Genomic DNA, 14,706 nt, shown 5'->3' on the forward strand with positions numbered 1-14,706 from the left:
GCGTCGGTGTGAATCGCGGCGCGCATACCATGGACCGCGTAGCTGTCCTCGTGCGCGTCGTCGCTGGCCTTGCGCCCCTGGCGTTGTTGGCCGCTGGTATCGCGCGCACTGCAAGAGCCCGTCACGCCGGATCTCGCCCCGCGACCCGAGCCATCTTCAAGCGCGGATAGCAATGCGGCGCAGAAAGATCGGATCGAAATACGCGCGAGAGCAGAGCGCCAGCGCGCCAATGCCAGGCACGGCAACGCTCCGCTTGTAAGGAGATAGTCAACATTCCTATACTTAACTCGCTTGCCTGGTTTTTTCCCAGCCGGGAGATGCCGGGAGAGATGCGCAAGCGTAAGTCGCCCACGCTGCACACCAGTGTGCCGATCAAACGCATCGAGCTGGAGCCGGGATGACAGACGAAAGGCGCTCGCCGCGCAAGACCACCGTCACACTCGCTGTCGCGACCGCCGCGTTGGCGGCGGTCATCTTCATCGCCGATACGGCCACGCTGCTCGACATCGCCGTCGCGACGCTCTATGTGGTCGTCGTGCTGATCGCGGCGCGCTTTTGCAAGCCGCGAAGCGTCGTGCTTGTCGGACTCGGCTGCGTGGCGCTCACGGTCTTGAGCTGGGCGCTCGCGCCGCCCGCCCGCCCGAGCGTGGAGACACTCATCAACGAGTTCATCAGCATCGTGACGATCGGCCTCGTGACGGCCCTGGCCTTGCACGCGCAGCAAACGGTATCGACGCTGCGCAATCAGGCGAATCTCCTCGACCTGACGCACGACCCCATCTTCTCGCGCGACATGGACGGCAAGATCCTTTACTGGAATCGCGGCGCCGAGGAGTTGTATGGATTCAAGGGCGCCGAGGCGCTCGGCGCTGTCGCGCCCACGCTCCTGCAAACGACGTTCGTCACGCCGCTCGAGCAGATCATGACCAGGCTGCTGCGCGAAGGCCGCTGGGAGGGCGAGCTCATCAACCGCAAGGCGGACGGCACGTCCGTCGTCGTAACGAGCCGCTGGTCGCTCCAGCGCGACAATGCAGCACAACCCGCGCTGATCCTGGAGACCAACATCGACATCAGCGAACGCAAGCGGATGGAGGAGGCGCTGCAGCAGGCACAGTCCGATCTCGCGCGACTGAACCGCGTCCTGGTGGTCGGCGAAATGACCGCGTCGATCGCCCATGAGGTCAATCAGCCGATCGCCGCTGTCGTCACGAGTGCGAACGCGGGCCTGCGCTGGCTCGATGCCCGGCCGCCGGTGCTCGAGGAAGTCCGGCAGGCGCTCACGCGCATCGAGAAGGACGCCAACCGGGCCCGCGAGGTGGTGAGCCGCGTACGCGCGCTCGTCAAGAAGGTACCGCCACGCATCGAGCACTGGGATCTCAACGAAGCTGTCGGCGAAGTCGTGGCGCTGACGCGCCCCGAATTGCTGCGCAACGGCGTCGGCTTGCGCAACGATCTTTCGGATGACGTCCGCCTCGTCAAGGGTGACCGTGTGCAGTTGCAACAGGTGCTGATGAACCTGATCGTCAACGCCATCGAAGCGATGACCGGCGTGCACGGCAGGCCGCGCGAGCTGACGATCAGCACAGCCAGGGCCGACCCGGACACCGCCATGGTCGAGGTACGCGACACGGGCACCGGTATCGACCCCGGCCACCTCAACCGCCTGTTCCAGTCGTTCTATACGACGAAGGCCGAGGGCATGGGCATGGGCCTCGCAATCAGCCGGTCCATCGTCGAGACGCACGGCGGACGGCTCGAAGCCGCGCCGAACGAGCCGCACGGCGCCGTCTTCCGCTTCACGCTGCCGACCAGGAAGAACGCGCAGGCGAGCACGGAGGTGCTGCGCTCGTAGCGAGCGCGGTCTGATCGCAGGGTGAAGCCGGCCATCTCAAGGGGGCACGCGGCGTAGAGCCACGTCGTCACCAGGCGCCGTCACGAGTCTCGCGAACGCCTCACGTCACGCTTACCGCCCGAGACGCAAGCGACCACGGCGACGGTTTTCGATCATGGTGTGCCGAGCACACGCGTCAGATGGCGCTCGAGCGTGGCGGCGTCGGGCGGCTTTTCGAGCAGGGCCAAGGCGCCGGTCGCGGCCGCCCGCGCGCGCAGCGCATCGGAGGGAAAGGCTGTCATGAGGAGCGTCGGCGGCGCAGCGCCGAGCGCGAGCAGGTGCTCGAACATCTCAATGCCCGACATGCCGGGCATGCGCACATCGGAAATCAGGCACCCCGTCCCGGCGGTGCCCGCCGGCGGCATCGACTGCAGGTATGCCTCGGCCGAATCGAAGGTACGCGTCGGCCACCCCAACGAGTGCACCAGGCTTTCGGTGGCGAGGCGGGCCGACTCGTCGTCGTCGACAATCGAAACAAGCTGGAGAGGACCCATAGGGACCGCCTGGTGTGAGGCGTTCTCAATAGCGAAGAGCGCCAGCGTCCAGGATGAACGCTTCACTAGGAAGCGTAGTGCCAAGACGGCCGGATTCCCATGATACGAACGTATGGACTGGCACAGCGGCAACCGCCTTCGGAGTCACCGGACAAGCGCGGTTTCTGCGCCGTTGCTGAGCCGATGGTCTGGCGCTCTGGGGCGGGCAGCGCAGTCCGTCGGCGTCTTCGCCAGAATCATGTCTGGCGGTGGGCATTCAAGCGTCACGTACCATCGGATAGCGGACTCCTCGCCGCTTAAGCACGCTTCTCGTATCCTCGCTATACACGCCGACCGCGCGTCGGTCGCCTCCGAAGCGCCACGGCAATTACCCGAACACCGTCCCCGCCCACCGCTCAGTAGGCCGCGCGCAGAGCCTCGGTGGCGAGGGTGAGCCGCGACGCGATGACCTTCACCAGAAAGCGATGAAACTGCTGCGCGGCTGCGGGGTTGTCTTGCTCGAGCGCAACGAGCGCGGCCAGCGACAGCCTGCGCACGCGCGTCGGCACCTCGGCGAACACGTCCGCGCTGCGCGGCTGCTGCGTGTACACGGCCATTTCGCCGACGACCGTGCCCGGGCCGGAAGCGCGCAGCCTCACCGACCGCCCGTTGCCGAGCGGCAGCGAAACCGCGACCCGCCCGCGCTCGATGATGTAGAGTGCGTCGCCCGGCTCCCCGCGACGAAACAGCGGCTGGCCGGCTAGCAACTCATGCACTTCGAGATAGGTGGACAGGGTGTCCAGCGCGCTGGCCGTGAAATGCCGCGCGAGCATCGCGTGGAGGTCGTCACCGCGTTTCGGCGCCAGCGCGTTTGAGGCGAGCAGTTGGTCTTCGACCCATTCCAGGCCCGCATCGAGCGTGTCGAATTCACGAATCCGCAGATTGAGCGTGCCGGTTTTAGTCAGCAGATCGCGCGAGTGCGGCGGCAGCGCGGTCAAGATCAAGTCTGCGTGGGTCGCCGCGCAGAGCTGCCGCAGTTTGACGAAGCTGATCGATACCGACGCGTCTATGCCTTGGGTCGACGCGAAGTCGAGCACGACGAATCGGACCGACGCCGGTTCGCGCGCGGCGAGCCGCTCGCGTATGCGGTGGAGAATCGAGTTGGCCGTGCCGAAGAAGAGAAACCCTTGCAGGCACATTCCGCACACCTGTGCGCCGAGCCCGCACAGCGATTCGGTCTCCTCGATGTTGCGCTCGACATTCGATGTCCGGGTGAGCAGGTCGAATTCCATGCGTATGCAACTAACCCGCCCGTAGAGCAGCGTGAACATCACGCAGGCGGCGACGACGCCTGCGACCACGCCGATGATCACGCCCCAGGCCGCGATCGTGCCGAGTATGACGGGCACGAGCAGGTACTCGTACCAATTGAGCTTCGCATAGGCGCCGACAAGCCACTGCACGAGGAGGCGCAGCCCCATGAAAAGCTGGAGGCCGACGAGCACCGGCACGGGAAAGAGCGCGACGAGACCGGGCGACGCGGCAAGCACGACGAGGCACGCGAGCGACGCGAACACGCCCGCCATCCGGCTCGTCGCGCCAACGCGCGCGTTGAGCATCGAGCGATTGAACGACTGGTAGCCGACCATTCCGCCCAGAAGCCCGCTCGCGAGATTGGCGAGGCCCGCGGCCCGCATCTCGCGATTGAGATCGACTTCCTCGCCCGTCGCTGCGCCGATTGCCGTCGAATTCATCAGGATGGTGACAGCCGAGACCGACGTGACGATGAGGGTCTCCGGAAGATGTGCGGCGATCGCCGACCAGTCGATGCCACCCTGCGCGAGCTGCGCTGTCAGGTGCAGCTCCGGAAACCCCGAGAGCCGCAGCGCCACGCGCGGCAGCAGCAGCCCCATGCCGCGCGCTTCGTCGATCGACAGGCCCGCGGCGCGCAGCAGGACGTAGAAGAGGACGATCCCGAAGGCGAGCGTAAGCGGCAGCGCCGCGACGTGCTTCCAGGTGCGCATCAGGATGGTGGCCAGCACCCCTACGACAAGCGCGGGGATCCACGCGAGCCAGTGAAGATGCGTCAACAGCACGAGCGTCAGCCATTGCAGGGACTCGCCCGTCAGCACGCGGAACGCGCCGGCGAGGAGCAGATAGCCCGTGCCGGCGAGGAATCCGCCGAGGACCGGGTAAGGCAGGAACTGCAGCGAGCGGCTGCGCTTCGACGAACCAATCGCGTAGAGCACGATGCCGGTCACGAGTGAACAGAGCGCGATCGCGATCAGCACGGTCAGCAGGAGGGTCTGCGGGGAGCCGCCGTCCGCGCGCACGCTGCTCGCGACGCCTGCCGCCACACCCGCGAGAAACGCCGCCGCATTGCTGTCGGGGCCGCCGATGTTCAGGCGCATCGAGCTCGTCAGGGAAATCACGAGCGCCGTGACGACACAGCTGACGAGCGCGGTGGGCACGCCGAGCATCGCGTAGCGGGCGAGATCGGCGCTGAAGATCATCGTGCCGAGGCTCATCGCGTAGCACAGCATGACGAGCGCCGATACCGCCCCGGCCGCCAGATCGCCGGGCAGCCCCGCGAGGCGCGAGCGTGGCGGGACGTCGGAGACGGAAACGGTCTTGCCCGGCTTCACGTGAATTCCCGGTGGAATGCGGAGGGGCGATAGGGAGCCGTCCAGTATCCGTCCTCGATCGAAAGCCTGTCAAACGCATACGCGGGCCGTGGCGGACGCCTACACTGGGTATTCATCGGCACGATCCCCGACAGGCTCGGGGCCATTCGCATCGGCAAGCGGCGCGCGCTTTTCGTCTGCGCTTTGAGCCCATGGGAAGGAACCGGAAGCGGACCCGGGCGGCAGAGCGGCGCGCGCCGCCCGGCATTGGATGCAGGCGGCGAACATGGATATCGAGCAATGGCTGCACGTCCTGGGACTTGAGCAGTACGCGCTAGCGTTCGCGGCAAACGACATCGATCTGTCGCTGCTCGCGCAGCTGACCGATGGCGACCTGAAGGAGCTCGGGGTGCAGTCGCTCGGCCACCGCAAACGCATCCTCGCCGCCGCCGCGCGGGACTCGGCGACCGCGGGCCAGCCGGCGGCGCGGGCGCCCTTCGCCGTGGACACCCCCGCGGACGAACGCAGGCAGGTCACGATCCTCTTTGCCGATCTCTGCGGCTTCACGGCGCTGTCGCGCACGCTCGATCCGGAGGAACTGCGCGCGCTGATCGGCCGCTACACGGCGCTCGTCGACGGCATCGTGCTCGCCTATGGCGGCACGACCGACAGGCACATCGGCGATGCGGTGATGGCGCTGTTCGGCGCTCCCCGCGCGCACGAGACGGACACGCTGCGCGCGGCCCGCGCGGCGCTCGACATCCATGACGCGTTGACCCAGTTGAGCGCGCAAGCGGGGCGGACGTTGCAGGCACATGTCGGCATTGCGAGCGGCGAGGTGGTCGCGGGCGCGCTAGGCTGCGTCGACGCGCGGGACTACACCGTGACCGGCAATCCGGTGAACCTGGCCGCACGGCTCCAGACCGCGGCGGCGGCCGGTGAGACCTGGCTTTCCGATGACGTGGCGCGCGCGCTCGGCGATGCCGTTGTCTGCGACGCGATCGGTGAGCAGCGGTTCAAGGGCATCGATACGCCGGTGCGGGCATGGCGGCTGCGCGCCATCGCGAGCGAATCGGCGAAGGCGAGCCAGAGCCTTTTCGTCGGACGCCAGGCGGAGCTCGAACAGTTTCACGGTATCGTCCACGCGTGCATCGCGAGGCGGGCCGGCCACGTGGTCCTGGTGCGCGGCGAAGCGGGCATCGGCAAGACGCGTCTCGTCGACGAGATGCGCCGCTACGCGCAGTCGCAGGGCTTCGCGATCCATCGGGGCCTCGTGCTCGACTTCGGCGTGGGCAAGGGGCAGGACCCCGTGCACGCGATCGTCGGCAGCCTGCTCGGCCTGCCGGCCGGCGCATCGAGCGACGCGCGCCAGGCCGCCGCCGCGCGTCTCGCCGCTGAGGGCGTCGTCAAGGCCGAGCAGCTCGCGTTTCTCCACGATCTCCTCGATCTCCCGCTCGCGGGCGAATGGCGAGCCCTCTACGACGCGATGGACCACGGCGCGCGCAAGCGCGGCAAGCAGGCGCTCGCCGCAAGACTGACCGAGGACGCGTGCAGGCAGGCGGCGACGCTGATCGTCGTCGAAGACCTGCATTGGGCTGACCCCGAAGTGCTCGACTATTTCGCGGCCTTCGCGTCGGGCATCGCAAACGGCCCGGGCCTCCTCGTGACGACCTCGCGCGTGGAAGGCGATCCGATCGATGCGGCGTGGCGCGCGCGCTGCCGGGACACCCCGTTCGCGACGATCGATCTCGGACCGCTGCGAAAGGACGAGGCCCTGAGCCTCGCGGGCAACTTCATCGACGCGACGCAGCGTGTCGCGCGCGCCTGCATCGAGCGCGCGGGCGGCAACCCGCTGTTCCTCGAGCAGCTGTTGCGCAACGCGGAGGAGGGCGGCGGCAGCGCCGTGCCCGCCTCGATCCGCAGCCTCGTGCTCGCGCGGATGGACCGGCTCGCGTCACACGACCGCCTGGCCTTCCAGGCGGCCGCCGTGATCGGCCAGCGTTTCGACATCGCGTTGCTGCGGCGGCTCATCGACGATCCCGGCTACGTCTGCGACGGCCTGCTCGCCAATGCGCTCGTCCTGCCGGAGGGCGAGGACTTCCTGTTCGCCCATGCGCTGATTCAGGAGAGCGCGTACTCGACGCTGCTGCGCGCGCGCCGGCGCGAGTTGCACCGCTGCGCGGCCGACTGGTTCGCGCACGGCGACTCCACGCTGCACGCCCAGCATCTCGACCGCGCCGAGGACGAACACGCGCCGCGGGCCTATCTGGCGGCCGCGGGCGCGCAGCGCACGGCCCACCTGGTCGAGGCCGCGCTGCGCCTCGCCGAGCGGGGCCTCGAGATCGCGCAGACAGATGCGGACCGGCACGCCCTGAGCTGTTGCAAGGGCGAGCTCCAGCGCGACCTCGGCGACATCGCGGGATCGACCGCTACCTATCGCGCGGCGCTGGCGGCCGCCCCCGACGACGCGAGTCTGTGCCGCTGTCAGCTCGGGCTTGCGGAAGGCCTGCGCGTGAGCGAAGGTCTCGACGAAGCGCTAGACCTGCTCGCGGCCGCGCAGCGGATCGCGGAGCGCGACGACCGGGTGGCCGAACTCGCGAGCCTTCACCATCTGCGCGGCAACATCCTCTTTCCGCTCGGGAAGATCGATGCCTGCAGCGCCGAGCACGAACGCGGGCTCGCCTATGCGCGGCGCCTCGGCCTGCCGGAGGCGGAGGCCCGCGCGCTCGGCGGCCTCGCCGATGCCGCGTACGCGCAGGGGCGGATGCAGACCGCGTTCCGCCATTTCAGCGATTGCGTGGCGTTGAGCCGCGAGCATGGGTTCGGCCGCATCGAAGTCGCCAACCGTTCGATGCAGGGCTTCAGCCGCATCTATCTGAACGACGCGCGGCAGGCGTGCGAAGACGCCGTTGCCGCCGCGCGCGCCGCCGAGCTGATCGGGCAGCCGCGCGCGCAATTGCTGGGCGAGACGCTCGGCGTATTCGCCTGTTACGAGCTAGGCGATGTGCAGGCTGCGCGGGTTCATCTGGAGCAGGAAATGCGGGTGATCCGGCAGTTAGGCGCGCGCCGATTCGAAGCGCAGAACCTGGAGATGCAGGCACGCGTATGGCTGGACGATGGATGCCGCGGCGAAGCGGTGAAAGCGCTTCGCGAGGCGCTCGCGATCTCGCGCGAAGTCGGCACGCAGTTCTGCGGGCCGAAGGTCCTGGGCGCTCTTGCCCGCGCGGTCGACGAGAACGACGAGCGTGCGCGGCTGCTGGTGGAAGGCGAGAATCTCCTGCGCCTCGGCGCGGTCGGCCACAACCACCTCTGGTTCTACCGCGACGCCATCGAAGCGATGCTGTCGGCCCGCGATCCGGCCGGCGTGCTGCTCTACGTGACGGCATTAGAGGACTACACGCGCCGCGAACCGCTGCCTTGGGCCGAGCTGTTCGCGGCGCGCGGCCGCGTGCTCGCGCGCACCCTGCGGGAGCACGCGGACGAAGCCGTGCGAAGCGAGCTCGGGCGCGTGCGAATCGAGCTGCTGCAGGCTGGCTTTCGGCACTACGTTGCCGCGGTCGATGCCGCGCTCGCCGCTTGAGGCGAGCGTCACGCCAGCGCCGCGTGTCTATCCGTCCGGCCGATCGAGTCCGCGCGGTTGCATGTCGGCCGGGGTCGAAGTGAGGCCTGAGCAGATGTAGAACTTCAGGCCTGGCGTTGCGACCTTGCGAGAAGTGACGGCCACGCTCGGCATCAGCGCAACATATGTCGGCGACCTGGATGGTCAAGACGCGGCCATGTACGTCATTCGCGCGCAAGGCCATCGAGCATTCGGACGTCGGCTGCGCACCGGCAACGATCAACCGCCGGGACGCATGTTGCGAATCGCCTTGTCGCGCGTTTGCTGCGCATCGACGATCAAGCGGTATGCGGCGTAATACTTGTAGATGTTGCGCACATACGTCGTGGTTTCGATGCCGATCTTCTCCGCGACTACGATCTCGACGTTATTGAACCACTTGTCCCGATCCAGCCCACGTGCGGTGGCTTCCGCGCGCATCCTGGCAATATTGGCGGCCCCCGCGTTATAACTCGCGAACGCAAACAATGCACGATTGGTGTCATCGAAGTGCGCGTCCTGAAAGTAGCGTGTCATCAGCCGATCCATGTATTTGGTGCCCGCATGGATGTTTGATTCGGTTACACCAATGTTTCCGACTGCCATTTCCTTGCCTGTTCCCGGCATCAACTGCATGACGCCGACCGCGCCAACGTGACTGCGCGCCGACTGGTTCAGCTGCGATTCCTGATAGCCCTGGGCGGCCAGCATCAGAGGATCGAAGCCATACTGCTTGCCATACTTCTCGAAGAGGGTCAGTGTTTCTTCGAAACGCTTGCGCTCCGCAGCACCTGAAGCATCAGTGACCTGCTTGATACGCTTCATGAACTGTGCGAGCCGATAGTCGATGACACCCTGCTTTTTGGCGAACTCGTTATAGAAATCGGTCGCCGCAGCCTGCAACTGCGGGCTGTTTTTCCTGATCGCCCAACCGACATAGCCTTCGCTGCGTACCACGAGATCCTCCCTGACCTTGATTCTGGGCAGAACCTGGGCCCATATCTTTGCTTTCCAGTCGTCGACCACCACGATGCCGAGCATCCCCGCATTTAGCATTTCGAGTATGTCCTCATCTTCTAGTGCGTCGGGCAGCAGCGTGATCTGCATGACCGGCTTGCCTCCTTTCCTGAACCGGTCGTTGAGCGCGGTCAGACTCTCGTAGTAACTCGTCACCTTGCGTACATACACCTGCTTTCCCGCGAGGTCGTCCAGCGTGGCGATAGCCGGAGCGCGAGGACCGGTCACGATCAGTTCGCGGACCGGCTTGCGGTCACGCGGCGCAACAAAGTCGACAAGCTTGCGTCGTTCATCGGTCGCCGTCAGGTTGCCCGCCGAGATATCGCCCAAACCGGCCTGCAGGTTCGTCAGAAGTTTGTCCCGGGTTGTCGGAATCAGAAAGACCGTGACCGGGCGTTTGCCAAGCCGGCTGGCGTAGCGGGTGTTGACGTAACGTTCGAAGTCTCGTGCGAGTTCAGCGGTCAAACCGCGTTCTTGACCTTTGTCGGCGAAGTACAGCGTCCGGCTGTACGGCACGAGAAAGCGGATCATGCGGCGCTCGAGCATCGCGTCGAAGTCGCCGGTCCACGGTTTGACCGCGAGGTTCAACCGGCGGGCTTTCGCGACCGCGGCCGGGGGCGATGATGCGGGGGCGGCAGCGGACGCACTCTGTCCCGGCTCGGCTCGCGCCGGCGACGACGAGAGCACCGAGATCCCAACCAGCAGGGCGGCAAGAAAACGAAGTCCCGTCATGGCGTACCCTTCCCATGCGAACGATTGCCGGGAAAACGTATGACATTTTGCGTCGGCGTATTCGCGGTTCTGTCGCAGCAGGTCGCTACGGAGCTTCGACTGGCGATCGCGGTTGCACGCCCCCTGAGCCCGTGCATCGGATGCGGGGCGTGACAGCTAAAGGCTGCCACATATGCCGCATCGCTGCCACTCTATCCGTTCCATTGCGAATCCTGTGGACGGGCGGATCGGTACGGACGAGCCGCCCTGAGTTGCACTACTTCAGCACGCCAGTGCGCTTGGCGATATGCGTGGACATCGCGTCCATCAACGGCGGGTTGAGCGCGTCGTACGGTGGGAGTCCGAGCTCAGTGAGCCGCGCACGCACATCGTCCATCTGTTCCGGTTTCGCGCCGCCAGCTTCGATTACCGACGAGACGAAAGCCGCAAAGCGCGGCTCTTCCCAGCCGCTTTCATCGGAGAGTTCGACGTGAATGAAGTCGAGACCGTAGAACGGATGGTCACGGTTTTCTATCCGGCCATACATGTGCGCTCCGCACGCCTTGCAGGCATGACGTTGGATGGCCGCTTTCTCGTCGACGATCTGGAGCTTCTCGGCATGAGCGGTGACCGTGACCTTGTCGCGCGGCACCACGCCTATCATTGCGAAAGCTGCGCCAGCCGGTTTCCAGCATTTCGTACAGCCGCAAATGTGGTTGTGCGCGACGTTACTCTCTACCCGGACTTCGACTTTGTCGCTCGGGCATTGGCAGTGGAGCGTGCCGCCGGTGAAACCGGGCGTGCCCTTCTTGACGCCGGCGTCCACTGACGGGTGTATTGTCAAGGTACTCATTCTGTCACCTCCAATGTTTCTGAATGAAAATCGGCGCGATGAAGTTGCACCGAAGACGGCGCACAGTCGTGTCCTAGTAGTTGATCACCGTGCGAATCGATTTGCCGTCGTGCATCAGATCGAATGCTTCGTTAATCTGATCAAGCGGCAATCTGTGCGTGACGAACGGGGCAAGCTGAATATCGCCTCGCATGGCGTCTTCCACCATGCCCGGCAGTTGTGAGCGGCCCTTCACGCCACCAAATGCTGTGCCTTTCCATGTGCGGCCGGTCACCAGTTGGAACGGGCGTGTCGAGATTTCCTGACCGGCCCCCGCAACACCTATGACGACGGACTGTCCCCAGCCGCGGTGTGCGCACTCGAGCGCCGCACGCATGATATTGACGTTGCCGATGCATTCGAATGAATGGTCGACGCCCCAACCGGTCATCTCGACGATGACCTGCTGGATCGGCTTTTCATGGTCTTTCGGATTCACGCAATCCGTGGCGCCGAAGACTTTCGCCAGCTCGAACTTCGAAGGGTTTGTGTCGATCGCGATGATCCGGCCGGCCTTGGCCTGGCGAGCCCCCTGAATGACAGCGAGCCCTATGCCGCCGAGTCCGAACACGGCGACGCTGTCGCCAGGCTGCACCTTCGCGGTATTGTGCACGGCGCCGATACCCGTTGTGACGCCGCAACCCAGCAGGCAGACCTGTTCGTGATTCGCAGCCGGATTGATCTTTGCAAGGGAGACTTCGGCGACCACGGTGTACTCGCTGAACGTCGAGCAACCCATGTAGTGATAGATCGGCTGGCCGTTGTAGGAGAAGCGGGTGGTACCGTCCGGCATCACGCCTTTGCCTTGGGTGGCGCGTACGGCGACGCACAGGTTCGTCTTGCCGGACTTGCAGAACAGGCATTCGCCGCACTCAGCGGTGTAGAGCGGGATCACGTGGTCGCCGGGCTGGACCGAGGTGACGCCTTCGCCGATTTCCACGACAACGCCTGCGCCTTCATGGCCGAGCACGCAGGGAAACAGGCCTTCAGGGTCGTCGCCCGAGAGCGTGAAGGCGTCCGTGTGGCATACGCCCGTATGGGAGATCTTTACCAGCACTTCGCCTTTCTTCGGCGGCGCAACATCGATCTCGACGATTTCCAGGGGTTGTCCTGGACCGAATGCAACTGCAGCACGTGATTTCATGACTGGTCCCTTAGTGACTTGCGCGACAAAATTTGTATAGACAAGTCTGCACAATTAAAACATCTGCCGCAAGAGGTTTTGATCCGGAAGCGGTCAATCCTCGGGAAACTCCTTACATATTAAGAGTACTTAGCATCATGCCGGGAAGCGTTGCACGAAGCGAATTGAAGTGCCCTCGCGAGAGTCTTTAGAAAAACTAAGCCTCGGCTGTAGTTCAAATCGTTTGATGATCTGCTGCTGTTGTTCCTATTCTTTGCCCACTGGACGATTGATTGAACACGAAAGGGGGCAGGGAATGTATTTGCGGAACGCGTGGTATGTCGCTGCCTGGAGCGACGAGATCGAAGACAAGCCGGTGAGGTGAATCCTTCTGGAGGAGCCGGTCGTACTCTATCGCGGTTCGGAGCATGCGGTGACCGCGCTTGAAGATGCGTGCCCGCATCGCAAGCTGCCTCTTTCGATGGGCGAGGTGACGGGCGACAACCTGCGCTGTGGTTATCACGGACTGGAGTTCGGTCCCGACGGCGTTTGCGTGCATGCGCCAGGTCTTGCGAGGATTCCACCGAAGGCTTGCGTGAGACGCTATCCGGTAGCCGAACGCTACGGATTGGTCTGGATCTGGACGGGCAACCCCGAGTTGGCTGATCCGGACGAAATACTGACCGTTGCGCACTACGACGATCCGGCGTGGGGCGTCAATCTCGGTCCTGCGATGGACGTCAACTGCGGCTATCAGTACATGACGGATAACCTGCTCGATCCGTCTCACGTCACGTATGTCCACAAGACTTCGCTGGGTAACGTTGCCACCGCGGATGTACCGGTCAGGATGTCGGTCCTCGACAACGGCGTGCTCGCCTCGCGATGGATGCTGGATTGCGAACTCGCGCCGTTCTTCCGCCCGTATGTGAGCTTCGCCGGACATGCCGACCGGCTGCAGCATTATGAAGTGCGCTATCCGTCGCACGCGATTATTCGCGACATCATTGCACCGGCGAATTCAGGCGCGCCGCAGGGGCGGTTGCATCCGGACGTGTTCCTGCTCGACTCATATAACTTCGTTACGCCGGTGACCGGGCATACCTGTCGCTACTTCTGGTTTCAGGTGCGCAACTTCCGGCCTGATTGCGCAGCGACAGACCGCGCGCTCACCGACGATTTCATCAGCGCCTTCAATGAGGATCTGGTCGTGCTGTCCGCGGTCGATGACGGCATGACGAACAAGCGAACGCCTAATACGGACATTGAAACCGACGCTGCGCCGCTGCGTTTTCGCCGCATGCTGCAAAAGATGATCGAAGCCGAACATGCGCCGCAACAGGTCACGTCGTGACATGCCCGGAGATACTGCGATGAGCGCCAGTACAGATACGATTGAAGTGCGCATCATTGACGTCAACGCGGCGGCTGACGACATCCGTGTGTTCCGGCTAGCCCGTACAGACAGTGCGGCGTTGCCGGCGTACGCGCCCGGCTCGCATATCGACGTTCATCTTCCGAATGGACGGGTGCGCCAGTACTCGTTGTGCGGCGCCGACGCCAGCGCACCGGAGTACCGCATCGCCGTCAAACGCGAACCCGCGTCCCGCGGCGGATCCGCATGGCTGCATAGCGCCGCGCAGGTCGGCACGCGCATGCGGATCGGGACGCCGCGCAACGCGTTTGCCTTGAGCGACACGGCAGATCAGCACCTTTTGATTGCCGGCGGAATCGGCGTCACGCCGATTCTCTCGATGGCCTACGCGCTCGCGACATCGCAAAAGCGGTACACGCTCGCCTATTTTGCTCGCAGCGACGCGTCTGCCGTATTCCGTACGGAGTTCGGACGACCACCGCTTGCGGACCACGCGCGTATCCACGTCGGCCTCTCGCCAGCCGCGACTCGCGAGTGTATTGCCGGTCTGCTGTCGGCCGCGTTGCCCAACACGCATCTCTATGTTTGCGGACCGCCCGCCTTCATGGAGATGACGGTAGGCCTTGCCCGCGACATGCTGGGCGAATCGTTCGTGCATCAGGAGTCGTTCGGCCCTGCGGTGCCGGTTGCCGGCGACGAACGCGAGTTTTCGGTACGGCTCGAAGGCAGGAGCGACGCAATACCCGTCCCGCCAGGCAAGACCGTGCTGGCGTCTCTGCGCGAGGCGGGATTCGACCTGCCATCGTCGTGCGAAGTGGGCGTGTGCGGGACTTGCATGATGCGCGTTCTCGCGGGCGAGCCCGATCATCGCGACACCTATCTGACCGATGACGAACGCGCGGCCGGGACGTGCTTCCTGCCGTGCGTATCGAGGTCGAATTCATCCGTGTTGGTGCTTGACGAGTTGGCGTGAGCGGCACGGGTATTTGCATTCAAATCCAT

At 64.9% G+C, this 14,706-nt stretch carries 9 protein-coding genes; 4 read left to right on the top strand and 5 right to left on the bottom strand.

The window, feature by feature from the left end:
• The first annotated feature begins 397 nt into the window (after positions 1–397).
• Positions 398–1,852: a sensor histidine kinase gene (locus P0D80_RS06355; protein ID WP_408282144.1), complete on the top strand. Its 1,455-nt coding sequence runs from the start codon at positions 398–400 to the stop codon at positions 1,850–1,852.
• A gap of 152 nt (positions 1,853–2,004) precedes the next feature.
• On the opposite strand, the gene P0D80_RS06360 is transcribed toward P0D80_RS06355, so the two are convergent.
• Together P0D80_RS06360 and P0D80_RS06365 are read right to left on the bottom strand one after the other, a co-directional pair.
• Positions 2,005–2,385, bottom strand: a complete 381-nt coding sequence (locus P0D80_RS06360) for a response regulator transcription factor (protein ID WP_408282147.1) — start codon at positions 2,383–2,385, stop codon at positions 2,005–2,007.
• Between the two features lie 395 nt (positions 2,386–2,780).
• Positions 2,781–5,009, bottom strand: coding sequence for an SLC26A/SulP transporter family protein (locus P0D80_RS06365; protein WP_408282150.1), 2,229 nt, complete (start codon positions 5,007–5,009; stop codon positions 2,781–2,783).
• A 265-nt stretch (positions 5,010–5,274) separates the two neighbouring features.
• Between P0D80_RS06365 and P0D80_RS06370 the strand changes: the two genes are divergently transcribed.
• Positions 5,275–8,568: an adenylate/guanylate cyclase domain-containing protein gene (locus tag P0D80_RS06370; protein ID WP_408282152.1), complete on the top strand. Its 3,294-nt coding sequence runs from the start codon at positions 5,275–5,277 to the stop codon at positions 8,566–8,568.
• Positions 8,569–8,826: 258 nt separating this feature from the next.
• Here P0D80_RS06370 and P0D80_RS06375 read toward each other — a convergent pair whose 3' ends face one another.
• From P0D80_RS06375 to P0D80_RS06385, 3 genes are all read right to left on the bottom strand, one after another.
• Complete coding sequence (locus tag P0D80_RS06375; protein WP_408176621.1) at positions 8,827–10,335, bottom strand: MltF family protein; 1,509 nt, start codon at positions 10,333–10,335, stop codon at positions 8,827–8,829.
• 256 nt (positions 10,336–10,591) lie between these two features.
• On the bottom strand, positions 10,592–11,167 hold the full coding sequence (gene gfa, locus P0D80_RS06380) for an S-(hydroxymethyl)glutathione synthase (protein WP_408176622.1): 576 nt from the start codon (positions 11,165–11,167) through the stop codon (positions 10,592–10,594).
• 73 nt (positions 11,168–11,240) lie between these two features.
• Positions 11,241–12,350, bottom strand: coding sequence for an S-(hydroxymethyl)glutathione dehydrogenase/class III alcohol dehydrogenase (locus P0D80_RS06385; protein WP_132374385.1), 1,110 nt, complete (start codon positions 12,348–12,350; stop codon positions 11,241–11,243).
• A 370-nt stretch (positions 12,351–12,720) separates the two neighbouring features.
• Here P0D80_RS06385 and P0D80_RS06390 point away from each other — a divergent pair, with 370 nt between their 5' ends.
• Together P0D80_RS06390 and P0D80_RS06395 are read left to right on the top strand one after the other, a co-directional pair.
• Positions 12,721–13,683, top strand: a complete 963-nt coding sequence (locus P0D80_RS06390) for an aromatic ring-hydroxylating dioxygenase subunit alpha (RefSeq protein ID WP_408282485.1) — start codon at positions 12,721–12,723, stop codon at positions 13,681–13,683.
• Between the two features lie 19 nt (positions 13,684–13,702).
• Entirely contained in the window at positions 13,703–14,677 is a 975-nt protein-coding gene (locus P0D80_RS06395) for a PDR/VanB family oxidoreductase (RefSeq protein ID WP_408282157.1), read from the top strand.
• The last annotated feature ends 29 nt before the right edge of the window (positions 14,678–14,706 follow it).

This window comes from Paraburkholderia sp. RL17-373-BIF-A, from assembly GCF_046030175.1.
GTDB lineage: Bacteria > Pseudomonadota > Gammaproteobacteria > Burkholderiales > Burkholderiaceae > Paraburkholderia.